The following is a 23,446-nucleotide window of genomic DNA, read 5'->3' as shown; positions in this document are numbered from 1 at the left end:
AATCCCATGAAGAAGCTGTTCAACGCCGCATTCGTCTATATGGTGCTCGGCGTCGCCTCCGGCCTGTTCTACCGCGAGTTCACCAAGGCGAACGCATTCCCCGAGGGGACGTACACGCAGCTCGCCGTCGTCCACACGCACCTGCTCACCCTCGGGTTCATCGTGCTGCTGATCCTGCTGGCGCTCGAGAAGCTGTTCACGATATCCCGCAGCCCCAAGCTGTTCGGCTGGTTCTTCTGGCTGTACAACGCCGGCATCGTGCTCACGGCGGGCATGATGGTCTGGCACGGCAGCCTCACGGTGCTCGGCGAGGAATCGAACGCGATGATCTCCGGAATCGCCGGACTCGGGCACATCCTGCTCACCGCGGCGATGATCATCCTCTTCATCGCCCTCGGTCGGGCCGTCAACGCCTCTGTGGGCTCGGCCCCGGCATCCGACACGACGCAGTCGAACGCCGCCTGATCATGTCCTCCTCCGCGAGCACGCCGCGCACCGACGACACAGCCGCCGGACGCGAGGACGCCCCCACACGCCGGGAGTGGCTGGGGCTCGGCGTGCTCGCGATCGGCCTCGGGCTGATCGTGCTCGACGGCACGATCGTCGGCGTCGCGCTGCCTGCGATCATCAGCGACCTGGGGCTCAACCTCACAGACGCGCAATGGGTCAACAGCCTGTACGCCGTGCTGCTGGCCGCCCTGCTGCTGTCGACCGGCAAGCTCGCGGACCGCTGGGGGCGCAAGAGACTGTTCCTGGCGGGACTGATCATCTTCGTCGGCGGCAGCCTGTTCGCGGCCATGTCGACCTCGGCTGGGCTGCTGATCGGCGCGCGCGCCGTGCAGGCTGTGGGCGCCGCGCTGATCATGCCGTCGACGCTGTCGACCGTGAACGCCGTGTTCCGCGGCAAGTACCGCGCGGCGGCATTCGGGGTGTGGGGCGCCGTGATCTCGGGGGCAGCGGCCATCGGCCCTCTCGCCGGCGGCGCGCTCACGCAGTGGACCACCTGGCACTGGATCTTCCTGGTGAACATCCCGCTCGGCGCGCTGGTTTTCATCGCAGCGCTCTTCACCGTGCCAGAGACCAAGGGCGGCAAACCGCGCCCCGGCGCCGACGTCGACGGTGCGCTGCTGAGCGGCATCGGCTTCGGCGCGCTCGTGTTCGCGGTCATCGAGGGCCCTGATCTGGGCTGGTGGAAGCCGACGGGCGACTTCTCGCTGTTCGGCTGGCAGTGGCCGTCGGATGCTGCCGTGTCGATCGTCCCGATCGCGCTCGCGGTCGCCCTCGTGGCACTCACCCTGTTCGTCGTATGGGAACGGCACCGCGCGAAGGTGCAGCGCTCGGCGCTGCTGGACCTGGAGCTGTTCTCGTTCGCGACATTCTCGTGGGGCAACATCACCGCGGCCATGGTCGCCATCGGCGAGTTCGCCCTGCTGTTCGTGCTCCCTCTCTACCTCGTCAACGCGCTCGGTCTCGACGTCATGGGCGCAGGTCTCGTACTGGCAGGAATGGCGCTCGGCGCCTTCGCCTCCGGAGCTGCGGCCAGGCACCTCGCGGTGCGTTTCGGGGCGCCAGGGGTGGTGCTGATCGGTCTGGGCCTCGAGGTCATCGGCATCCTCATCCTCGCCGTCCTCATCCGGCCCGACACCTCGGGCTGGGTGATCGCGCTGCCGCTGATCGTCTACGGGCTCGGGCTGGGGCTCGCCTCGGCGCAGCTCACCGGCACGGTGCTGCGGGACATCCCCGTCGGCGTGTCAGGGCAGGCATCCGCCACGCAGAGCACCGTGCGTCAGATCGGCTCGGCCCTCGGCACGGCGTTCTCGGGGGCGGCGCTGGCGATGGCCCTCGCCATCACCCTTCCCGCCGCGCTCGACGATGCCGGCATCACCGGCAAGAGCGCGGATCAGATCGCGGACGCCACGCGCGAGTCGGCGGGCACGACGATCATGCAGCTGCGCGCGCAGGGCGATGCCAGTCCGTTCGGCGAGCACACGACGGCCGCGGTCAACGCTCTGGCCGATGGATTCTCGGATGCCACGCGCTGGTCGCTGCTGTTCGCGGCGCTGTTCCTGCTGCTTGGTCTGGTCGGTGCACTGCGACTGCGGGTGGAGGCGAAGAAGTCCGAGCAGGCGGCGGAGCGCAGCCACACCGTTCAGCCCGACGCCAGCAGCGTCCCCAGCGATGCGGTGCCGCCGGTGGCGTAGGCCGCGCGCTGACGTTCCGCGCCGGTGCCTGCGGCGCGCAGGAGGGCGAGACGCTCGTCGACGAACTCCTCGTCGCCGACCGCGATCAGCGCGGGTCGGATGCGCTCCAGCATCCGATCGCACGCCGTCCACGCGTCTTCGACGTCGCCCTCTGGCGTGAAGAACCGTGCGCTCATCCCGTGCCGTGCGGCGAGCCATTGCGAACCGTCCAGTTCGGAGGGCGGTGCCGTGGCATCCGATAAATCCTCGGCGCACACCAGGCCGCGCATGAGTGCGGCCAGCAGCAGTGCGTCACCGACCTGCAGCTGTGCGTCGGCGACGCGCACCTCGACCGTCGGGTACTGCTCTGAGAGCCGCACCGCCCATGCCACGGATGCGCGGGACGGAAGCAGCTGGATCCGCACCAGCCGGTCGACGGTGCGGTGATAGTCGTCGGCGTCGCGGAAAGCGGGCGGCGCCCACGACACCGGCAGGCGCCGGATCAGCACGCTGCGCCAACTGGCGAGGTGAGCGGGCACCCCGTTCGCGAACGGCGAGTTGGTGCTCAGCGCCAGCAGCACCGGCAGGTGCGCGCGCAGTCGACGCAGCGCGCGCACCCGCTGCTCATCCTCCGCGACCTCGATGTGCACGTGCAGTCCGTTGACCGCGTGCTGGCGCGTGAGCTCGCCGAGCAGGGTCGACACGTCGTCATAGTGATCGGATGCGGAGATCGCAGGCCCACCGGACTGCGCGAAGGGGGCACCGGTGGCAGCGATCAGCGACTTCGGCGGTGCATGGTGGGCGAGGATCTTGCGCATGCCGCTCAATTGCACGGCCGCATCGGCGAGGGTATGCACCGGGTCGGTGGCACATTCGAACTGGCTGGTCAGATACTCCGAGGTGATCCGCCCGCCCGCCTCGGCCGGCCCGAGCACCTGGGCGCCGAGCTCCGCTCCTGTCAGCGGGACGAGCGCGTCGGCGTCGAGAAGGATGAACTCCTCCTCGACGCCGAACCGCGTGTGGGACATCACTCCTCGTTGCGGTGGATGATCACTTGTCGAAGGCGTCCTTGACGTCGTCGCCGACCTTCTTGGCATCCGCCTTCACCTGGTCGAGCTTTCCCTCGGCCTGGAGCTTCTCGTTGTCGGTCGCGTCGCCGAGCTTCTCCTTCGCCTTGCCGACGAGCTTCTCAGTGTTGTGCTTGGCGTCGTCCATGGCTCCCATGGTCGCTCCCTCCGTTGTGGGCGGGATCGCCGCCCGGTGTGATGTGGAGGTGCCAGCGTCGCATCGCGGACGGCGTGCGCCTACGGGATTGACAGCGTGAGAGACGCGCGCTAAAGACGGTCATGCGCGGCTCGGAGAGAGTCGGTGCTATCGTCCGCTTCTCTCCGAGCCTGCAGCAACCCCGCTAGGTCCTTCACAGGAGGGGGCCGGAATCCGGTGGATTCCGAACCGTTCCTCCCTTGGTGTGAAAGAGCATGTGACGAGATCTGATCGCTTTCGCCGGCCCCAGCCGGCGACGGAGACTCCCCAGTACCCGGCGATCAACACATGCGGCTTGATCTCTCTACAGCAGTGTCCCCAGTGTGCTGGATGAGCGACCACACACATCTTCTCACCGATTTTGTGTTTTGTCCCCCTTTTGGGGGACAAACTCCTTCGAAACTGTGTATGCTGAACTTGACGCACCCTCCGGTCGTCTTCGGCCCTCATCGCTCCCCCCGCGATGAGGGCCATCATTTTTTTCCGCGCGCACCGGGGCCCGACAAGGTGCGGCACCCGCGTGATTCCGGGGCTGGCGGGCCAGATCCGACGGAAATCCGGTTGCAACGTTTACATCACCATCTGCTGAGTGCTGTTGACGGGAGGGTCGCCTGGGATAGCGTTAGCGCAGTCGGTGCATCCTGCGTCGGCATAGCAACAAGCAGAACGGCAGTAAATGAGTACCCAGGGCACAGTCAAGTGGTTCAACTCGGAGAAGGGCTTCGGCTTCATCTCCCCTGACGACGGTGGCGCCGACGTTTTCGCGCACTACTCCGCCATTACCTCCAGCGGCTACCGCTCGCTCGACGAGAACCAGCGCGTCGAGTTCGATGTGGCGCAGGGCCCCAAGGGCCTGCAGGCTGAGAACATCCGCCCTCTCTGAGGCGGAAAGAGAACCCCGCCGGACTGCGATCGCAGCGCCGGCGGGGTTCTTCTATGTCCGGACGACGGATCAGGCAGATGCCTTCGTCTCGCGGCGGTTGGCGCGACGGCTTCCGTCGGACGCGCTCTCGACCGCGGCGCGCGCTGCCTGCTCGGCCTCTTCTGCCGCGCGTGCGGCGAGGAACAGGCCCTCACGGTTGAGGTGTCGCGAGTACCGGGCATCCAGGTACAGCACGGGCACGTCGCCTGCGGCGCTGATCAGCTCGGGGTAGAGCTCGTCCTTGATGGGACCGGACCCTCCGCCGTACACGTAGACGACCTCGGTGGACTCACCGGACTGGCTGAGCGTCTCGTTGAACGACCGGCGGATCTGCTCGACGAGGTGCTTCACGTCGGGCTCGACCAGGCGCGCGGCGCGCTGGTGGCGGTTGCGCTGCAGCACCGACGGGGTCGACTGCAGGAAGTCTGCCAGCTGCTTGCGGCTGGTGAAGCGCAGGTCGGCCTCGTCCTGACGGTCGAGGGCGTTCTCGAGGATCGTGCCGTAGCCCATGTCGAGTGTGGAAGCGGCCTCGGCGTTGAACCGGCCGTTGGTGAACACCGGGAAGTTCACCGTGCCTTCGCCGATGTCGATGCCGATGGTGTTCTGCGCAGCCACGAGGTCAGCGCCGGTCACACCGGGCAGGACGTCCTTCTCACGCGAGCGCAGGTCGGTCAGCAGGGCATCGGCGAGCGGCTCGCCCTTGTCGGAGATCGCGTACTGGGCCGAGGCGCCCTCGGCGACGACCTGAACGTCATCGAACTCGAGGCGGACGCTGACCGGGGTGTTGAAGTTCTTGATCGTCACCAGGTGCACTGCAGAGCCCTTGGATCCGAGGAACTCCCCCGCGTACCCGTAGCGGCGGGCGACGAACTCGCTGATCGGCAGGGCCAGGCCGGCGCGCACCTTGACGCGCAGCTCGTGATCGGGAAGCGCCTCGTGTGTGCGCACGTAGTCACGCAGCGCCTTCGCAGCGAAGACACCGAGCACCAGGATCTTGCTCAGCTGCTGGTCGGCCTTGCTGGCGTGGCCGTCGTGCACCTCGAACTCGCTGAACACCGAGCCGCGCACGCTGAGCGCCGAGCGCCCGAAGATGCGGCGGTCGCTGTCGGAGACCAGCGGCGACGAGAGCGACGCGTCGAGGCGGTTGTAGAAGTCCTCTTCGGAGTCGTTCATGGCCTGTGCAGCCTCGGCATCCTCCAGTGGCACCTTCGGTGACTGCCTGGGGGTGGCCACGATCGCACTGGGCAGGTCGATCCGATCCCGCACATTCGTGTCGGTGTTGAGGATCATGCCCTTGACGTAGCCGTTTCCGACGTCGATGCCGCCGGTCAGATGGATGATGTCCGAACTCATGGGGAGCCTTTCGTGCCGAGTCTTCGGTTCAATGGGGGGGGATCACGGGGGGAGGGAAATCAATGGTGGATCAGCGCAGAACCGGTCACAGACCGAGAAGATCGTCGATCGTCGCCGAGGCGCTCGCGCTCTCGGTTCGCGCACGGGACCTCTTCACGGGAGCTTCGTCGACGTCAGCGTCGGCGGCTTCCGCCTTGGCCCGAGGTGCCGACTTTGCCCGAGGTGCCGCCTTGGCCTGCGGTTCCGCTTCGACGTGCGCGTCCGCTTCGACGTGCGCGTCCGCTTCGATGTGCGCGTCCGCTTCGATGACGGGATCCGCCTCGAACGGCAGCGCCTCGGCGACGTAGACGGGCTGCGCCGGCGGCCGCACCGGCCGGTTCGCGACATCGACGAATCCTTCGCGGGCGACGGACTCGCGAATCAGGCGGCGCACCGACTCAGAGGCGGAGTGCTGCTGGGCAAGCCACTCGATCACGCTGGTGTCGGCCGTGGGGACAGTGATCTGCACCTTTCGGGTGGATGACTGCTCGGCCACGGGTGCTCCTTCACTTCCTCATCGTGCGTGACATGCCATGGCACGCCTAGGCCACGGTACAGTACCCCGCTATCAGTCGAGCAGTGCCCGCCTGAGTTCCTGTGCGTCCGAGACCCGGATGAGTGCACCCTCGGCCTCTTCGACGCTTCCGAAACCCCAATCCGAGAAGATCACCGGGATTCCGTGGTCAGCTGCTCCGTCGATGTCGTGGTGACGATCGCCGATCAGCACCGGGCGTGACACATCGACGCCGGCCGCGCTGAGGCGTTCAAGTGCCTGCCCGATGACGAACGCCTTGCCGTCGTCGTTGCCTACCTCGCCGACGCGGGCGCCGGAGACGGCCGTGAACAGCGGTGTGAGCTCGTAGTGGTCGAGGATCGCCTGCACCTGGTTCTCGGGCTTTGTGCTGGCTGTCGCCTGCGGGATGTCGGCTGCGTGCACGGCGCGCAGCACGTCCTCGACGCCCGGATACAGGTCGACGGAGGCCGCATAGCCGTCTGCCGCTGCCAGTGCGCGGTACCTGGCCACCGCCTCCTGTGCCTGCTCCCTGTCCATCCCCGCGAACTTCTGGAACGACTCCAGCATCGGCGGTCCGATCCACTGGGACAGGATGTCGGCGTCGGGTTCAGCGAGTCCGTACGAGGCGAACACCTGGCGCAGCCGGGGCAGGATGCCCGCTGACGCGTCCGCGATGGTGCCGTCGACGTCCCAGAGAATGCAGGTGTACTTCACTCCCCCAGCCTATGGTCGGTCAGAACAGGCGGGGGACGCCCGACTCGATGCCCTTCATGTCCTCGTAGTCGAGCACGACGCAGCGGATGCCGCGGTCCTCGGCCAGCACGCGGGCCTGCGGCTTGATCTCCTGCGCGGCGAAGACGCCGGTGATCGGCGACAGGTGCGGGTCGCGACCGAGCAGCTCGAGGTAGCGGGTCAGCTGCTCGACGCCGTCGATGTCGCCGCGGCGCTTGACCTCCACCGCGATGGCCGCGCCATTGGCATCCCGCACCATCAGGTCGACCGGCCCGATCGCCGTCGGGAACTCGCGACGCACCAGCGTCGCGCCCTCGCTGATCAGATCGACCTGCTCGGCGAGCAGCCGCTGCAGGTCGGCTTCGACGCCGTCCTTCTGCAGACCGGGGTCGATGCCGAGGTCATGGTTGGAGTCGTGGATGATCTCGTAGATCTGCACGCGCAGCGCGTCGCCGGTCTTCTTGTGGGTCACTCGCCAGACTTCGATGACGCCGGCATCCGACTCGTCCTCCCCCGGCACCTCAGGGGCGAGCGTGCACGGCGGACTCATCCAGTTCAGCGGCTTGTAGCTGCCGCCGTCGGAGTGCACGAGCAGACTCCCGTCGCCCTTGTGCACCAGCAGGCGCGTGGCCAGGGGCAGGTGGGCGTTGAGCCGACCGGAGTAATCGACTGAGCAGCGGGCGATGACGAGACGCACCCGAAGAGCCTAACCGTCCGCGCGGGTGGCCGCGGTCATCTCTTCGGCCTTCAGCGGCCGAGCGGCCGAGGAGAACAGCCCCGACATGATGACGAGCACGACGAGGATGTACAGCGTGTTCAGCAGGCCGATGTGCTCGCTGATCAGGCCGAGAAGCGGCGGACCGCCGAGGAAGGCGATGTAGCCGATGGTCGCCGCCGCGCTCACTCGGGCGGCCGCCTTGGCGGGATCGTCGGCGGCGGCGGACATGCCGAGCGGGAAGCCGAGCGAAGCGCCGATCCCCCACAGTGCGGCACCGAGCAGCACCAGCGGCAGCGACGGGCCGAGGATGAACAGGAGGATGCCCGATGCCGCCGTCACCGCGAGCACGCGCAGCACGATGACCCGGCCGAACCGATCGACCAGCGGGCCGCCGAGCAGGCGGACGACGGTCATGCCGACCGAGAAGACGGCAAGGGCGAGCGCCCCCATGCCGACAGGCTGGTCGTGACCCTCGACGACGCCGAGCGCGATCCAGTCGTTCGCACCGCCCTCGGCGAACGACATGCCGAGCATCACGACGCCAAGGGCGTAGATGCGGGGCTCGCGCCAGGCCTCGAGGGCATTGTGCACGCGCTCGCGCCACGGCGCCTTGACCTCGGGGGTCGGGTCGAGTGCGGCCTCGCGCACCGGCACCTGGAAGAAGCACACGAAGGCAGCGGCGATGATCACCGCGCTGATGATGGCAGCGTGCACGGCCACGTTGAGGCCGAGGATGGCCGCCCCCGCGCCGATGCCGGCGCCGATCACGGTGCCGAAGCTGAAGAAGGCGTGGAAGACGGGCAGGATCGTCTTGCCCATCTGCTGCTCGATGGCAGTCGCCTCGACATTCATCATCACGTCGACCGAGCCGTTGCCGTATCCGAAGAACACCATGCCGAGCACCACCACCGGCAGCGCTCCGAAGACGTCAGTGCCGAGCCCGATCAGCAGCACACCGGTGCCGAAGACCAGCATCATGATCAGCATTCCGAACCGAGCGCCGGTGCGCGCCATCACGAGCGGCCCGGTGGAGATGCCGATGATCGAGGCGATGCCCATGCCCAGCAGCAGCAGTCCGATCTGCGCCTTGTCGATCTGCAGGGCTTCGGCGATGCTCGGCACCCGCGATGCCCAGGTCGCGATCGACAGTCCGCTGGCGAGGAAGATGGCGAAGATCGCGGCGCGCCAGCGCACGAACTGTGAACGGGTGAGGGCGGTGTCCATCAGAACATCGTAATCGAATCGATTCGACGCATGTGCTTCCGGCCGGGTTATCCTCGGATCATGAGCAGCAGCGGGCGTCGGCCGACCATCGCCGATGTGGCCCGGGAGGCCGGGGTCTCGACGTCGACGGCATCCGTCGTCTTCAGTGGCAAGGTCAACGTCGCCGACGCCACCCGCGAGCGCGTGCTCGCCGCCGCCGCCGCACTCGGCTACACCGGCCCCGATCCGCGCGCCGCCTCGCTGCGCACCGGGCGCAGCGGCATCGTCGGAGTGGTGCTCGGGGGCGACCTGCGTCATGCGTTCCTCGATCCGGTGACCACCGTCGTCATGGACGGCCTGATCGACGCTCTCGCCGATGCCAGTGCCGGCCTGCTGCTGCTGCGTGACGATCCTCGCGAGAACGAGGCGCCGCCGGTCGCCGAGGCGCCGGTCGACGCCGTCGTACTGATCGGATGCTCGGCGCGGGCGCGCACGGCGATGGAGATCGTGCTGCAGCGCGGCCTGCCGGTGGTGGTGATCGAGGGGGATGCCGGAGAGGGTGTTCCGCAGGTCACCCTCGACAACCGTGAGGCCAGCGCTGAGATCGCCGGCCATCTATTCCGTTTGGGGCATACGAAGGTCGCGACCATCACGCTGGCGCTCGACGCCGAGCGCGCGCGCATCCCGCTCACCCCCGAGAGAGTGGCGAATGGCACGGTCGACGTGGCACTCGACCGCCTTGCCGGCTTCCGCGAGGTGTACCCGGACGGCCCAGGCGTATCGGCTGCCGGCAGCCTCGTCGATGAGGGCATCCTCAGCGCTCGGATGCTGCTGGCAGACGCCGACGGGGCGCTGCGCGCCGACCGCCCCACCGCCATCGTCGCGCAGAGCGATCTGCTGGCCGTCGGTGCGGTCAGGGCGGCCGAAGAGCTGGGTCTGCAGGTGCCAGAGGACCTCAGTATCGTCGGTTTCGACGGCATCTCGGCCGACGGAATCGGCTCGCTGAAACTCACGACGATCGCCCAGCCGGCGCTGGCGAAGGGGCGCGCCGCCGGGGAGCAGATCTCGCGGATGCTGGCGGGGGAGAGTGCCGACTCCGTGCACTTCCGCTGTGTGTTCCAGCCGGGGGAGACGACGGCTCCGCCGCCGGCGTGACTGAAGATCCATACGCCGCCTCAACTTCACAGGACGACTCCACTTCCGCAGGATGATCGGCGGTTTGTCATCCTATGAAAGTGGAATCGTCCTGCATTCTTGACCGGCGGAACGGCCCCTCCGCCGCAAAGACGCGACACCGTCGCTGGATGCGGCCAGTAGAATAGGGGAAATCGCCCGCCCGTGCCGGAAGGCCTCGACGAGCCTGAGGAGCCGCTTATGCTGTTGCTCCTCGCGGTGTTCCTGATCGGGGCTCTTCTTCTTCCTGTTCTGGTCCGCTGGCTGGGAGCGCAGGCATTCGTCATCGGCGCCCTGGTGCCAGCCGCGGCATTCGTCCACGCGCTGATGCTCACCCCCGCGGTGATGAATCCGGACACGGTGCCGTTCGAGTCGTACGAATGGATCCCGCAGCTCGGGCTGAACATCTCGATGCGCATGGACGTGCTCGGCTGGGTGATGACCCTCGTCGTCACCGGCGTCGGCGCGCTCGTGCTGCTGTACTGCCGCTGGTACTTCCACGACGACAAGGCGGTCGGCCAGTTCGCGGGTGTGCTGCTCGGGTTCGCCGGTGCCATGTATGGACTGGTGCTGACCGATGACCTGATCATCCTCGTGATGTTCTGGGAACTCACCAGCATCCTGTCCTACCTGCTGATCGGGCATTACCGGCGCCGTGCGGCCAGCCGCCGTGCGGCCCTGCAGGCCCTGCTGGTGACGACGCTGGGCGGCCTGGTGCTGTTCGTCGGCGCGATCCTGCTGGTGGTGGATGCCGGCACCTCCAGCATCCGAGAATTGCTGGAGATCGCCCCCACCGGCCCCCTCGTCGATGCCGCGGTCGTCATGCTGCTGATCGGCGCGGTCAGCAAGTCGGCGCTCTTCCCGTTCCATTTCTGGCTGCCGGGAGCGATGGCTGCGCCCACACCGGTCAGCGCCTACCTGCACGCGGCGGCCATGGTGAAGGCGGGCATCTATCTGATCGCGCGCTTCGCGCCGATCTTCGCGCTCTCCGCTCCGTGGCGACCCATCGTGATCGGCCTCGGTGTCTTCACGATGCTGCTCGGCGGCATCCAGGCGCTGCGCGAGACCGACCTCAAGCGCATCCTGGCGTTCGGCACCGTGAGCCAGCTCGGCTTCTTTTCGGTCGTGGTCGGCTACGGCACGCCCGCAGCTGCGCTGGCCGGGCTAGCCCTGGTGATCGGCCACGCTCTGTTCAAGTCGGCACTGTTCCTGATCGTCGGCGTGATCGACCGCCAGCTCTCCACGCGTGACATCGACGAGCTCTCCGGCGTCGGGCGGCAGGCCCCGGTGATGGCGACGGCGGCGTTCATCTCGGTGGCGTCGATGATGGGCATCGCGCCCACGATCGGTTTCGTCGCGAAGGAATCGACGCTGACCGCTCTGCTCGAAGACGCGCAGCACGGCTCGATCTGGGGATGGGTCGCCCTCGTGGGCGTCACACTCGGAGCGATTCTCACCGCGGCATACGGCGCCCGGTTCCTGTGGGGTGCGTTCTGGCGCAAGAAGGACGCCGCAGGCGCAAATATGCCAGAAACGGCATGGCCGGACCCGCCGGTCGGCTTCCTCTCGGCGCCGATCATCCTCGCCGGCGTCACGATCGCGACCGGTCTCGGCGCACCGGCAGTGGATGCCGTGCTGCAGGGCTACGCGGTGACCGCGCTCCCGCCGGGATCCACCGCGTCGCCGGATGCAGGACATCTCATGCTGTGGCACGGCTTCGAGCCGGCGCTGTTCCTCTCGCTCGGAGCGATCGCCGCAGGTCTCGGGGTCTTCGTGGTCAGCATCCGAACCCGCTGGGACCGCCGACCTCGGATGCTGCGCTTCACCGCCGCCGACGTCTACTACGTCGTCATGCGCGGCGTCGATCGCCTCTCGGTGCTCACCACCAGCCTCACGCAGCGCGGTTCGCTGCCTCTGTACGTCGGCACGATCTTCATCGTGCTGCTCGCGGCTGAGGCGACCGCGCTCGTCGGCGCCGCACCGGACAAGCTCGAGCTGTCGGCCTGGCACACCCCGGTGCAGATCGTCGTCGCGCCGGTCATGGCGATCGCCGGCGTCGTCGCCGTGCGAGCGCGCAAGCGCTACACGGGTGTCGTGCTCGTCTCGGTCACCGGACTCGGAATGGTCGTGCTCTTCGCGACGAGCGGCGCACCGGATCTCGCCCTCACGCAGATCCTCGTCGAGACCGTGACCATGGTGACCTTCGCCCTTGTACTGCGCCGCCTGCCGTCGCGGATGGGCGAGCACAACGAATCTGTGGGGCGCATCCCTCGTGCGGTGCTCGCCATCGGCGTCGGCGTGACCATGGCACTGGTTGCCATCGTCGCGACGCAGGCGCGCATGTTCGATCCCGTCTCGGTCGATTTTGCCGAACTGGCCTACGAGCTCGGTCACGGCAAGAACGTCGTCAACGTCGCCCTCGTCGATCTGCGGGGATGGGACACCATGGGCGAGCTGAGCGTGCTCGTGCTGGCTGCCACCGGCGTGGCATCCCTCGTCTTCGTCACCCACCGCGCCGACCTGCTCTCGGCGACCCGCGACCTGCCGCAGACCGACGGTCGCGCGGCTGCCCGCCGGCCGCTGGTGGAGACCGCGGACGGCCTGCGGTTCCAGACCGCTGAGAACCGCGGCGCCCCTCGGGCCTGGCTGGTCAGCGGCCAGCAGATCAAGGCGGAGGACCGCTCGATCCTGCTCGAGGTGATCGTGCGCGTGCTGTTCCACACGATCATCGTGGTGTCGATCTACCTGCTCTTCGCCGGTCACAACATGCCCGGCGGCGGCTTCGCCGGGGGACTGGTCGCTGGCATGGCGCTGGTGATGCGCTACATCGCCGGTGGCCGCTGGGAGCTCGGCGCCGCGGCACCCACCGACGCCGGACGTCTGCTCGGATACGGGCTGGTGCTGGCTGTCGGCGCGGCGCTGCTGCCGCTGTTCTTCGGCATGGCGCCGCTGCAGAGCACGGTGTGGGAGTGGGAGGTGCCGGTGCTCGGTCACCTCGAGTTCGTCTCGTCGACGGTCTTCGACGTCGGCGTCTACCTGGTCGTGATCGGGCTGGTGCTCGATGTGCTGCGCAGCCTCGGTGCCGAGGTCGACCGGCAGGCGGCTGCCCTTCGCGAACGGGGGGTGAGTGCCTGATGGATGCCTCGCTCACCCTGATCATCATCATGGCTGTGCTCTTCGCGGCCGGCGTCTACGCGATGATGGAGCGCAGCCTGACGCGCGTCCTGATCGGCTTCCTGCTTCTCGGCAACGCGACCAACCTGCTGCTGCTCACTGTGATGGGCGTGCCGGGGAGCGCACCGTTCTACGGCGAGGAGGGCGCTGTCAGCGACCCGCTGCCGCAGGCGCTGACGCTGACAGCCATCGTGATCACCTTCGCCGTCTCGGCGTTCCTGCTGGCACTGATCTACCGCTCCTGGCAGCTTGGTCAGGCCGACATCGTCGAGGACGACGAGTCGGACATCGCGCTGCGCGAGCGGACGGATGCCGAAGAGGAGCTGTTCGACGACGAGTCGGACACCGACGACGACGATGCGACCACCGACTTCGTCGGCACGGTCACCGCGCCGATCACCGTACTGCATATGCGTGACCATCCCTCGATCCACGACGATGCTCCGGTCGACCGGCCCGACGCGTCACCACATGAAGCAGGGGAGGACCGCCCATGAGCGCACTCGTCCCCCTCATAGTGATGTTGCCGCTGCTGGGTGCCGCCATCACCCTGATCTACGGACGACGTCCGCGACTGCAGGTGATCGTCTCGGCCGGCACACTCGCCGCCGTCTCGGTCATCGCCGCCGTGCTGCTGGTGGCGGTGGATGCCGCGGATGAACCCTTCGCGGTCTCGGTGGGCGGTTGGCCAGTGCCGTTCGGCATCATCCTGTACGTCGACCGGTTCGCCGCGCTGCTGGTGCTCGTCTCGAGCATCGTGCTGCTGGCGGTGCTGCTGTTCTCGATCGGCCAGGGCTCCGCCGACGGCGCCGAGGACACCCCGATCTCGATCTTCCACCCGACGTATCTCATCCTCGCCGCTGGCATCTTCGACGCGTTCATCGCCGGTGACCTGTTCAACCTGTACGTCGGTTTCGAGATCCTGCTGGTCGCCTCGTACGTGCTGATCACGCTGGGCAGCACCGAGTCCCGCATCCGCACCGGTGCCGTCTACATCGTCGTCTCACTCGTCTCATCGATCCTGTTCCTCGCTGCGATCGCGATGATCTACGGCGCCGTGGGCACGGTGAACATGGCGCAGATCGCCGAGCGGGTGGCGCAGCTTCCGCAGGAGACGCAGCTGGTGCTGCACCTGATGCTGGTGGTGGCATTCGGCATCAAGGCCGCGATCTTCCCGGTGTCGTTCTGGCTGCCCGACTCGTACCCCACGGCGCCGGCGCCGGTCACGGCGGTCTTCGCCGGATTGCTGACGAAGGTCGGCGTGTACGCGCTGATCCGCACCGAGACGCAGCTGTTCGCCTCGAACAGCATCGACACGCTGCTGCTTATCATCGCGCTGGCGACGATGATCGTCGGGGTGCTCGGTGCGGTGGCGCAGGCCGAGCTGAAGCGAATCCTGTCGTTCACCCTGGTCAGTCACGTCGGATACATGATCTTCGGCCTCGCGATCGCGACCGAGGCTGCCATCGGCGCGACGGTGTACTACATCGTGCACCATATCGTCGTGCAGACCACGCTGTTCCTGGCGGTCGGGCTCATAGAGCGCAAGGCGGGCAGCACCTCGATCCTGCGGGTGAACGGCTTGATGAAAGCCGCCCCGCTGCTGGCGGTGCTGTACTTCGTGCCCGCCATCAACCTGGGCGGACTTCCGCCGTTCTCAGGATTCATCGGCAAGATCGCTTTGTTCGAGGCGGCGGCCGAGGTGGGCACGCCGCTGATGATCGTGCTGATCTTCGGTGGCATCCTCACCTCGCTGCTCACGCTCTACGCGCTGATGCGGGCCTGGAACCTCGCGTTCTGGCGCGAGGAGGACGACGCCACTGAGGGCACCGAGTCCGACGGCCGCATCGCGTACCTCGGCAACGCGCCGGCCGCTGATGTACAGCAGGCCACCCGCGTGATTCCGTCGATCATGACGCTCGCCACCGGCGGCATGGTGGCTGTCACGTTGGCGCTGACCGTGTTCGCCGGACCCCTGTACGCGCTGTGCGACCGAATCGGCACCGGGCTGCTGCAGCCCGTCACACTCGAGCAGATCGATGAGGGGGCCGGATGATGAGCCCCGAATCGCGACGTGGCATGCTGCGCGATCTGCTGATGCAGCTGCCGTTCCTGCTCTGGCTGGTGCTGCTGTGGATGCTGCTGTGGCACCAGTTCACGCCGCTGGCGCTGGTCACCGGGCTGATCGTCGCGATCTTCGTCACGCGCGTGTTCCGTCTGCCGACCGTCGAGCTCGTCGGACGCGTCAACGTCTGGTACACCCTGGTGTTCGTCGTGCTGTTCCTCGGAGCGGTGGTGGCCGGCGCCGTCAGCGTCACCATGCAGGTCTTCGACTTCCGCCGCCAGCCAGGGGCGGCCATCATCGAGATCCCGCTGCGCTACGCCGACGACATCGTGTCCACACACGTCGCCATCACGGCGTCGCTGATCCCCGGATCGCTCGTCGTCGAGAGCGACCGCGACCGTCGCATCCTCTATCTGCACGTCATCGGCGTACACAACCGTGCCGATGTCGAAGAATTCCGCGCGGGCGTGCTGCAGTGGGAGCGCCGGATCGTGCGTGCCGTCGGCTCGCCGGCGCAGTACCGTGCTCTCAAGGCCGACCAGGCGAAGGAAGGTGTCCGATGAGCATTCTGATGGTGTTGATCATGGTCGTCTTCGGCGTGGCCGCCCTGCTGTGCGTGGTGCGCATCATCCGTGGCCCGTCGATCCTCGACCGCGCGGTGGCCTCTGACGTGCTGCTGACGCTGGTGATGTGCGTGCTCGGCGCCGAGATGGCCATCAACGGCCACACCCGCAACGTGCCGGTGTTGCTGATCATCGCCGCCGTCGGCGTGTTCTCGTCGATCGCGGTGGCCCGCTATGTCGCACGAAGGGACAACACGACATCATGACCGTGGAAGCCTTCTTCGCGCTCGAACTGCCCGCCCCCGTCGCTGAGGGCATCGCGCTGGTGCTCATCCTGCTGGGCGCGATCCTGTGCCTGTCGGCGGCGGTGGGTCTGCTGCACTTCCGCGACGTGCCCTCGCGCCTGCACGCGGCGACCAAGCCGCAGGTGCTCGGACTGCTGCTGATCTGCATGGCGATCGCGGTGTCGCAGCGCACGGTCGGGGGCATCCTGCTCGGCATCGTGATCGTGACCCCGGTGATCCTGCTGCAGTTCGCGACCGCACCGCTGTCGGCGCACATGGTCGGCCGGCAGGCCTATCGGAACGGCACGATCCAGGCGCACAGCCTGGTCGTCGACGAGTACGCCGACTCGAAGCAGACCCCTCCCGCAGCCGGCTGAGCCGCGCGCGGCCCCTGTGTCAGAGGCCGTGCACGAAGTCGCGGATCTTCTCGGCTGCCAGCCCCGAGTCGCTGATCAACGTGCCGTGGCCGTGATCGGGGATCTCGGCGAGGCGGGCATGCGGCACCGCATCGACGATTTCGCGGCACCAGGTCGTGGTGGCGAGCGGGTCGCGCTGCCCGCGCAGCACGAGGGTCGGCACGTGCACGCGCGGGTACGCCTTCTCTGGTTCGTGCACGATGGTGGCGCGCATCTTGCGGATCAGGTGCGGTCCGCCGCGCAAGTACTCCCGGCCTCCGCGCCAGAGCACGGCTGGACGCTCGCCGATCAGGTCGCGCAGCAGATACCCGGCTTGCATGCGGATGCTGCGCGACGCGCTGTCCACGGTGGGACCGGCCAGCACCAGAGCGGAGACGAGATCGGGATGCCGCGCAGCGACCTCCGCGGCGATCTGGCTGCCCATCGAGTGGCCGAGCACGACAGCATCCGACACCCTGCGCTCGCGCAGCAGGGCGGCGACCAGGTCGGCATGCCGCTCCATCGTCAGCGTCCGCTCCGGTTCGGGTGCTTCGCCGAAGCCGGGCAGGTCGACGCCGATCACCCGCCCGTCCAGACGAGAGATCAGGTCGACGTAGACGCTGCGTCCCATGCCGATGCCGTGCAACAGCACGATGGGGTGGGCGCCTGAGCCGAAGTCCTCGAACACCAGCGTCGCCCCGCCGTGCGCGAACTCACTGATCTCGGCGGGGATTCCTACTGGGGCGAGCAGACGTTCCGGCATGCCTCTACGTTAACCGCCGGATGTGGATGACCCCGGTGCGGGTCAGCCGGTGGGCTTCAGCACCAGGGTGTCGACGGTCGCCTTGTCGACGGCCTTCGCGCTGAACGCCCAGGGCTTCTGGATGCCCTTCGCCCAGTCTTCGGTCTGGTCCGTGTAGTGCGGGTCGAACGCGTGCCCGCTGGCTCCGGTGAGGTGGTTCCAGGTCGAGGCGTCGAGGTCCGACATGTCGATCACCATGCGCATCGACGGCACCGTGGTCGTCTCATACGACTGGCCGAGCTTCCAGCCGGTCGCGTTCACCACAGAAGAGCCGCCGCCGACGCCATACGGGCCGCGGTTGAACAGCCACTCGATCGGGGCGATGCCCGAGGTGCCGAGTGTCGCGTGAGTCAGGGTCAGAGCGTGCAGCTGACCCCAGTTCCAGCGCGTGACGTCCTCGCCCTGCAACCCGGCCAGCTCGTCGTACGCGTCCTCGGCCGACAGGGCGAGCATCGAGTACATGTCGGTGGTGCCGAGGCTCTCGTTGGTCCACAGCGGGTCCGACGCGTCTTCGAGCATCGCGCCGACGACCGAGAACAGCCGGCCCTGGTCGCCAACGGGCAGCGGCACCTCGCGCTCGGAGAAGATGTTCTGCGCCAGGTGCGACCACAGCACGTTCGCGTAGGCGGCCGCGGGGGAGTTCGGTGCATTCTGCGCGTCCCAGGTGCGCAGCAGGTCGACGGCGGCCTTCGCCCCCTTGCCCTCGACCTTCACCTCATCCATCGCGACGGACAGCTGTTTACCGATCCACATCTCGTTGTCCATCTGGATGCTGCGCATGTCATCGGCGGTCAGAGGCCCCGCGGCTGCTTTGCGCTCGATCAGGTGCGCGATGCGCGCCGCACGGTATCCGTAGTCCCAATCGCGGGAGAGGAAGTAGTCGTAGTCGTCGGTGACGATCGCGTTGTTCGCCGTGACGATATACCCCTGGGGCGGGTTGTACGACACCGGCAGATCCTCGAACGGGATGAACCCCTGCCAGTCGTTCGCGCTGTCCCAGCCCGCCTGCGGCAGCCATCCGTCACCAGCGCCGCGGATCGGCAGGCGCCCGGGTGCCTGATACCCGATGTTGCCCTCGAGATCGGCGTAGACGAGGTTCTGCGCGGGGACATCGAAGAGGGATGCCGCCTTGCGGAAGGTGTCGAAGTCCTGTGCCGTGTTCAGGGCGAACAGCGCGCTCGCCGTGGTGCCCGGATCGAGTGCGGTCCACCGCAGACTGACCGCGGTGTCGCCTGCGGGGATCTCCGGCGCGTTCTCGAGTGAGAGCACAGCGTCTCCGGCGCTGACCACTGGGGCATCTGCGATCGCGGTGGCATCGTCGGTCAGGCCCGAGATGATCGGGCCGTGCACGGTGCGACGGATGGTCAGCGGCACATCCTTGCCGCCGGCGACCTTGATGACGTCCTGCTCGACGTCCATCGGCGTCAGGGCGCCGTCTCGCCAGTACTGGTCGCCCTCCACCTTCTCGACGTACAGGTCGGTGACGTCGGTGGTGAGGTTGGTGAAGCCCCAGGCGACCTTCGCGTTGTGGCCGATCACGACGCCGGGCAGTCCAGAGAACGAGAACCCGCCGACGTCGAACGGGCACGCGTCGCTGACCTTTTCGCACTTCAGCTGCACCTGGTACCAGACCGAGGGGAGAGCAGCGCCGAGGTGCGGGTCGTTCGACAGCAGCGGCATGCCGCTCTCGGTGAGGTCGCCCGAGACGACCCACGAGTTCGATCCGATGCCCTCGCCGGCGTCGCCGACCAGCATGCTGGCGGCGGCGATGACGTTCTCGGCCTCCTGCCATTCGACCGTGGTCAGCGCATCGGTCACCGCGGGCTTCTTCTCGCCGGTGAAGGCCGCAGGCGCAGCATCCGTCGCAGGCGGCTCGACGGTCGAGATCTTCGGCACGATCACGGGGTTGCGATCGAACGGGTACGGCGGGTAGGCCGTCTCGATCAGAGCCTGCGATTCAGCATCCGACGATCCGGCCGCACCGAGCTGCGCCGCGAGCAGCGCACGGTCGGTCTCATCCTCGACATTGCTGCGCAGGTCCCAGGCCATCGCCTTCAACCATGCCACCGAATCAGCAGGCTCCCACGGCTCCGGCTTGTAGTTGGGGTTCTGTATGCCGAGAACGGCATACTCGAGCGAGAGCTGGGCGCCGGAGCGCGTCGAGAGGTACGCGTTCACGCCGTCGGCGTACGCCTGGTAGTACCCGAGCGTCGTCTCGTCGAGGTTCGCCACCTCTTCTTCGGCGACAGTGCGCCAACCAAGTGTGCGCAGGAACTTGTCGGTCGCGACCTGGGACTCACCGAACATCTCGGCGACTCGGCCGGAGGTCACGTGGCGCCGGAAGTCCATCTCGAAGAACCGGTCCTGGGCGTGGGTGAATCCCTGGGCGTAGAAGAGGTCGTCGGTGTTCGACGCGGTGATCGTCGGGATGCCGCGATCGTCGCGCTGCACTGTGACGGAGCTCTGCAGGCCCTTCAGCTGCACCTCGCCCGCGGTCTGCGGGAAGGAGCGCTGGATCGTCCAGGTGAGGAAGAACGCCGCCGCCACCGCGATCACGATGAGCGCAGCGATCACGATGAACGCGATGCGTCCGATCCGAACGGCTAGGGGTCGGCGGGGCGTATCGCTGGCTTCGGTCATCATCAGTGAAGGACTCTCGGGTAGTACGTGGGACTCCGTCTCACGGAGCTCGGGTGCGCGTCTCGGGAACGGCGCACCCTCCGCATCCTACCTATTGCGTCGGACCACCGAGTGGCGTCACCCGATCAGGCTCGGCTGCAGGTCGCGCAGCGTGCGCCGGTGCGTCATGCGCGTCACTCCGATCGCCGCGAACACGAGCGCGCCGACGAGCCAGATCGCCAATACCGCGAGGTCCCAGAACGCGCGGGAGGCGTCGCCGCCGTACATCAGCTGCCGCAGTGCGTCGACGACGTAGCTCATCGGCAGCACATGGTGCAGGGCGGCGAGCGGCTCTGGCAATGTCTGCCAGGGGAACGTGCCGCCGGCCGTCACCAGCTGCAGCACCATCAGCACGAGGCCGAGGAACTGTCCGACCGACCCCAGCCACACGTTCAGGGCGAGGATGATGGCCGCGTACGTCGCCGATGCCATCACCATCACCCCGAGCGAGGCCCATGGATGCTCGAAGTCGAACCCGAGCATGAAGCCGAGCACGGCCATCAGACCGACCATCTGCAGCGCGCCGAACAGTGCAGGCGTGAGCCACCCCGCCAGGGTGATGCGGATGGGGGAGTGCAGGGCGGTCACCGCGCGGCGGGAGATCGGCTTGACGATCAGAAACAGCGCGTAGATGCCGATCCACCCGGCCAGTGCAGCGAAGAAGGGTGCGAGTCCCTGACCGTAGTCCTTGGCCGCGGCGACCTTGTCGCTGGAGACCTTGACCGGGTCGGCGATGGTGTCTGCCTGCAGCGTGCGCAGATCAGGGGTGGATGCCGGGATCGCTTCGACCCCTGACGCCAGGCCGTCGTGCAGAGTGCCGATGCCCGTGCCGAGGGTGCCGAGTCCGTCACTCAGCCGGGCGGCGCCGTCGTGGGCCGAGGCGGCACCGGCGGCTGCGCTGCTGGCGCCCTCTGCCAGCCGCGCGGCCCCGTCTGCGACCTGCTTCGCTCCGGCGGCGAGCTGCTCGATCTGGGCGACCGCACCCTGGGCTTTCGCGTTGCCGTCGCGGACCTTCGCTGCCAGCGGATCGAGCCGGGCGAGCACGGCATCGATCTGCTCCGGGGTCAGGCCCTGCTCGGTCATCGCCTGCGCGAGGTCGGCGCGTGCGGTGGGCAGCGCATCGGTCGCCTGCTGGGTGAGCGTTCCGACCTCGTCGGCGATCGAGGCCAGTCTGCCGTTGCCGGCGCTGACCTGCGAGGCACCGTCGGCCAGCGTCTTCGCACCGCCGGCGAGCGTCTGCGTGCCGTCCGCGAGCGAGCCGAGCCCCGTCGTCAGCGTGGTCGCGCCCTGCTGCGCGGTGCCGGCGCCGTCCGAGAGGCGGCTGGCGCCGTCGGTGGCCTCGGCCAGGCTGTCGCGCACATCGCTGAGCCCGGTGAGCAGCCGGCCGGCGGCCTCGGATCCGACCATCTCCGCGACGGAGCGACGGATCTGCTCCACGGCCTGCGTGCCGATGGATGACGCGAGGTAGTTGTTGGCGTCGTTCGTCTCGAGCTCGATGCGCGCCTGGTGCGGATCGTCGCCCGCAACCGAGGCGAGGGCTTCGGAGAAGTCGGAGGGGATGGTGACGGTGAAGTCGACCGTGCCGTCGGACAGGGCTGCGGCGGCGTCGGATGCTGTCATCACCCGCCAGTCGAATGAGCCGTCCTCGAGCAGGTTGTCCGCGACCTCGTCGCCGTAGTTCTCGGACTCGGTGCCGGTGCCGGCCGAGGCGCCTGCATCGGCCGAGACCCCGGCATCGTCGACGACCAGTGCGACGGGGACTTCGCTGAACTTGCCATACGGGTCCTGATTGGCCCAGAGGTAGAGGCCACCGTAGAGGATCGGCACCGCCAGCAGGGCGACCAGCGCCACCACGGCCATCGGGCTCGCCATCAGCCGCCGCAGTTCTGCGGCGATCATCGAGGGGACCTTCATTCGCCGTCCTCCAACTCACGGGCTGCGTTCGCGGCATCCGACAGGTGGTCGGTGCTGAGCGTCTCGGGCATCTCTGAGATCACGGCCGCGGCTGCGCCGCCGACGATCACGAGCACGGCGTACCCGCGCTCGGCGAACTCCGCCGAGATGCGCCACCAGCCGTCCGGACGTCCGCCGTGCCGGTCGGGGGCGACGAGCACGAGGCCGTCCACGCCCTTGCGCAGCACGGCGAGCTCGCACAGGATCCGCACGCGCGCCGCCGGGTCGATCACGCCGATCGGCGTGCCGACGAGATCGTCGAAGCCGAGTGCGCTGAGCCAGCGTCTGGCGTGCAACCCGGTGGCGGGGAGTCCAGCGAACATGAGCTCCTCGCCGACGACGCCCCCGACGGTGACGTCGGAATGCGGGTCGCTGACCTCTGGGGCGTCGACCAGTGCCACGCGTCGGCGCAGGGCACTGGCATCCGTCGTGCCGTCGATCGTGACGCGACCGGTGTCTGGTCGCATGCGACCAGAGGCGATCAGGCCGAGCACTGTGGGGCGCTGCTCGGTCTCGGCGAGCACGAATCGGGCGTGGCCGGACTCGAACGCGAGGCTCATCTCGGGCAGCGCCTGCCCTCGGCGGCCCTTCGAGATGCCGTTCAGGGTGATCTTCATGCCGGGTCCTTCCTCACTCGGAGTCCGTCGCGACCGAAAGCACATCCGGGTGCGCCCGCAGCAGGGCATCCGCTTCGCGCCACGACAGTCCTGCGATGCTGAGCACCGTGCGCACGGCGAGGTCGGCGGCTGCAGGAGAGGAGGTGTCAGGTCCGATCACGTCGCGGGCGACGACAGTGCGGGCGACCTCTTCGATCAGGCGGGAGAGCACGTCCGCGGCGACGTCGGTGCGCAGTCCGCCGCTGTTCTGGCTGGAACTGCTCTGGCTGCCCGTGCTCTGGCCGCGGCGCACGATGTCGGCGACGACCCGTCGCAACGGGGCCAGGGCCTCAGCCGTCTGCGGCAGATGGGCCTCGTCGAGCGCGAGCGCTGCGGTGACCTGCACGTGTGCGGCCTCATGCCACAGCAGTGCTGCGAGGCGCGCGAGCGCGATCTGCGGGTCGTCGTCGTCGACGGATTCCGCCAGCGCGTTGAACCGCTGTGCACCGGTGATGATGAGCTCGCGAACCAGCGCGTCGCGGTCGTCGAAGTGCCCGTACAGCGTGCGCCGCGACAGACCGGCGCTGCGGGCGATCGCATCCACCGAGGCGAAGGGGTCACGGGCGAGCGCGCTGCGCGCGGCGTCGAGGATGCCAGTGCGGTTCGCGCGCGCGTCGGCGCGCGGGGTGCGGGGAGTGACCATGCACCAAGTGTAACTATCTTGCACACACTTGTGCAAGATAGTTACGCGCGGATGCCCGATGTCGGACGTGAAAGGAGGGTTTCCCGGGTTCGAAGACTCTCGAACCCGGGAAACCCTCCTTTGCTGTGGGTCTTC

At 68.0% G+C, this 23,446-nt stretch carries 22 protein-coding genes; 10 read left to right on the top strand and 12 right to left on the bottom strand.

From position 1 onward, the window contains the following. The first annotated feature begins 6 nt into the window (after positions 1–6). Together MNR00_RS17065 and MNR00_RS17060 are read left to right on the top strand one after the other, a co-directional pair. Positions 7–465: a DUF2871 domain-containing protein gene (locus MNR00_RS17065; RefSeq protein WP_241927100.1), complete on the top strand. Its 459-nt coding sequence runs from the start codon at positions 7–9 to the stop codon at positions 463–465. Positions 466–467: 2 nt separating this feature from the next. Then, positions 468–2,201: an MFS transporter gene (locus MNR00_RS17060; protein WP_241927099.1), complete on the top strand. Its 1,734-nt coding sequence runs from the start codon at positions 468–470 to the stop codon at positions 2,199–2,201. On the opposite strand, the gene MNR00_RS17055 is transcribed toward MNR00_RS17060, so the two are convergent. Further along, positions 2,150–3,208 carry a YbdK family carboxylate-amine ligase gene (locus tag MNR00_RS17055; RefSeq protein ID WP_241927098.1) on the bottom strand — a complete coding sequence of 353 codons (1,059 nt, stop codon included), beginning with the start codon at positions 3,206–3,208 and terminating at the stop codon, positions 2,150–2,152. The genes MNR00_RS17060 and MNR00_RS17055 overlap by 52 nt on opposite strands. A gap of 22 nt (positions 3,209–3,230) precedes the next feature. Then, positions 3,231–3,404 (bottom strand): CsbD family protein, encoded by a 174-nt coding sequence (locus MNR00_RS17050; protein ID WP_241927097.1) that lies wholly within the window; start codon positions 3,402–3,404, stop codon positions 3,231–3,233. 715 nt (positions 3,405–4,119) lie between these two features. Here MNR00_RS17050 and MNR00_RS17045 point away from each other — a divergent pair. Beyond that, a complete protein-coding gene (locus MNR00_RS17045) occupies positions 4,120–4,326 on the top strand; it encodes a cold-shock protein (protein ID WP_087131957.1) in 207 nt (68 codons plus the stop codon). 69 nt (positions 4,327–4,395) lie between these two features. Here MNR00_RS17045 and MNR00_RS17040 read toward each other — a convergent pair whose 3' ends face one another. The 5 genes from MNR00_RS17040 to MNR00_RS17020 all read right to left on the bottom strand — a co-directional run bounded on the left by MNR00_RS17040 (position 4,396) and on the right by MNR00_RS17020 (position 8,945). Continuing rightward, positions 4,396–5,718: a hypothetical protein gene (locus MNR00_RS17040; protein WP_241927096.1), complete on the bottom strand. Its 1,323-nt coding sequence runs from the start codon at positions 5,716–5,718 to the stop codon at positions 4,396–4,398. An 85-nt stretch (positions 5,719–5,803) separates the two neighbouring features. Then, the gene (locus MNR00_RS17035; protein WP_241927095.1) at positions 5,804–6,253 is read right to left on the bottom strand and encodes a hypothetical protein; all 450 of its coding nucleotides are present in this window, start codon (positions 6,251–6,253) and stop codon (positions 5,804–5,806) included. Between the two features lie 72 nt (positions 6,254–6,325). Then, positions 6,326–6,985: an HAD hydrolase-like protein gene (locus tag MNR00_RS17030; RefSeq protein WP_241927094.1), complete on the bottom strand. Its 660-nt coding sequence runs from the start codon at positions 6,983–6,985 to the stop codon at positions 6,326–6,328. A 19-nt stretch (positions 6,986–7,004) separates the two neighbouring features. After that, positions 7,005–7,700, bottom strand: a complete 696-nt coding sequence (nucS, locus tag MNR00_RS17025) for an endonuclease NucS (RefSeq protein WP_241927093.1) — start codon at positions 7,698–7,700, stop codon at positions 7,005–7,007. A gap of 9 nt (positions 7,701–7,709) precedes the next feature. Then, a complete protein-coding gene (locus MNR00_RS17020) occupies positions 7,710–8,945 on the bottom strand; it encodes an MFS transporter (RefSeq protein ID WP_241927092.1) in 1,236 nt (411 codons plus the stop codon). 60 nt (positions 8,946–9,005) lie between these two features. Between MNR00_RS17020 and MNR00_RS17015 the strand changes: the two genes are divergently transcribed. The 7 genes from MNR00_RS17015 (at position 9,006) to mnhG (ending at position 16,560) form a co-directional block, all read left to right on the top strand. Next, complete coding sequence (locus MNR00_RS17015) at positions 9,006–10,079, top strand: LacI family DNA-binding transcriptional regulator (RefSeq protein ID WP_241927091.1); 1,074 nt, start codon at positions 9,006–9,008, stop codon at positions 10,077–10,079. A 219-nt stretch (positions 10,080–10,298) separates the two neighbouring features. Further along, positions 10,299–13,232, top strand: a complete 2,934-nt coding sequence (locus MNR00_RS17010) for a Na+/H+ antiporter subunit A (RefSeq protein ID WP_241927090.1) — start codon at positions 10,299–10,301, stop codon at positions 13,230–13,232. Then, a complete protein-coding gene (locus MNR00_RS17005; protein WP_241927089.1) occupies positions 13,232–13,768 on the top strand; it encodes a Na(+)/H(+) antiporter subunit C in 537 nt (178 codons plus the stop codon). Before MNR00_RS17010 ends, MNR00_RS17005 begins: the two co-directional genes overlap by 1 nt. Next, positions 13,765–15,327 carry a Na+/H+ antiporter subunit D gene (locus MNR00_RS17000; RefSeq protein ID WP_241927088.1) on the top strand — a complete coding sequence of 521 codons (1,563 nt, stop codon included), beginning with the start codon at positions 13,765–13,767 and terminating at the stop codon, positions 15,325–15,327. Before MNR00_RS17005 ends, MNR00_RS17000 begins: the two co-directional genes overlap by 4 nt. Then, positions 15,324–15,899: a Na+/H+ antiporter subunit E gene (locus MNR00_RS16995; protein ID WP_347271922.1), complete on the top strand. Its 576-nt coding sequence runs from the start codon at positions 15,324–15,326 to the stop codon at positions 15,897–15,899. The genes MNR00_RS17000 and MNR00_RS16995 overlap by 4 nt, the downstream gene beginning before the upstream one ends. Next, on the top strand, positions 15,896–16,165 hold the full coding sequence (locus MNR00_RS16990; RefSeq protein WP_241927087.1) for a monovalent cation/H+ antiporter complex subunit F: 270 nt from the start codon (positions 15,896–15,898) through the stop codon (positions 16,163–16,165). Before MNR00_RS16995 ends, MNR00_RS16990 begins: the two co-directional genes overlap by 4 nt. Then, entirely contained in the window at positions 16,162–16,560 is a 399-nt protein-coding gene (gene mnhG / locus MNR00_RS16985; protein WP_241927086.1) for a monovalent cation/H(+) antiporter subunit G, read from the top strand. The genes MNR00_RS16990 and mnhG overlap by 4 nt, the downstream gene beginning before the upstream one ends. A 19-nt stretch (positions 16,561–16,579) precedes the next feature. Here mnhG and MNR00_RS16980 read toward each other — a convergent pair whose 3' ends face one another. The 5 genes from MNR00_RS16980 to MNR00_RS16960 all read right to left on the bottom strand — a co-directional run bounded on the left by MNR00_RS16980 (position 16,580) and on the right by MNR00_RS16960 (position 23,311). After that, positions 16,580–17,341 carry an alpha/beta hydrolase gene (locus MNR00_RS16980; protein WP_241927085.1) on the bottom strand — a complete coding sequence of 254 codons (762 nt, stop codon included), beginning with the start codon at positions 17,339–17,341 and terminating at the stop codon, positions 16,580–16,582. A gap of 42 nt (positions 17,342–17,383) precedes the next feature. After that, on the bottom strand, positions 17,384–20,023 hold the full coding sequence (locus MNR00_RS16975) for a penicillin acylase family protein (protein ID WP_347271921.1): 2,640 nt from the start codon (positions 20,021–20,023) through the stop codon (positions 17,384–17,386). Positions 20,024–20,137: 114 nt separating this feature from the next. Next, complete coding sequence (locus tag MNR00_RS16970) at positions 20,138–21,973, bottom strand: YhgE/Pip domain-containing protein (protein ID WP_241927084.1); 1,836 nt, start codon at positions 21,971–21,973, stop codon at positions 20,138–20,140. After that, a complete protein-coding gene (locus MNR00_RS16965; protein ID WP_241927083.1) occupies positions 21,970–22,629 on the bottom strand; it encodes a hypothetical protein in 660 nt (219 codons plus the stop codon). The genes MNR00_RS16970 and MNR00_RS16965 overlap by 4 nt, the downstream gene beginning before the upstream one ends. Before the next feature lie 13 nt (positions 22,630–22,642). Beyond that, positions 22,643–23,311 (bottom strand): TetR/AcrR family transcriptional regulator, encoded by a 669-nt coding sequence (locus MNR00_RS16960; protein WP_241927082.1) that lies wholly within the window; start codon positions 23,309–23,311, stop codon positions 22,643–22,645. Between the last annotated feature and the right edge of the window lie 135 nt (positions 23,312–23,446).

Source organism: Microbacterium sp. H1-D42 (assembly GCF_022637555.1).
Lineage (GTDB): Bacteria > Actinomycetota > Actinomycetes > Actinomycetales > Microbacteriaceae > Microbacterium.
Note: the sequence above shows the minus strand (reverse complement) of the source record. Positions and strands in the feature narration are given on the sequence as shown.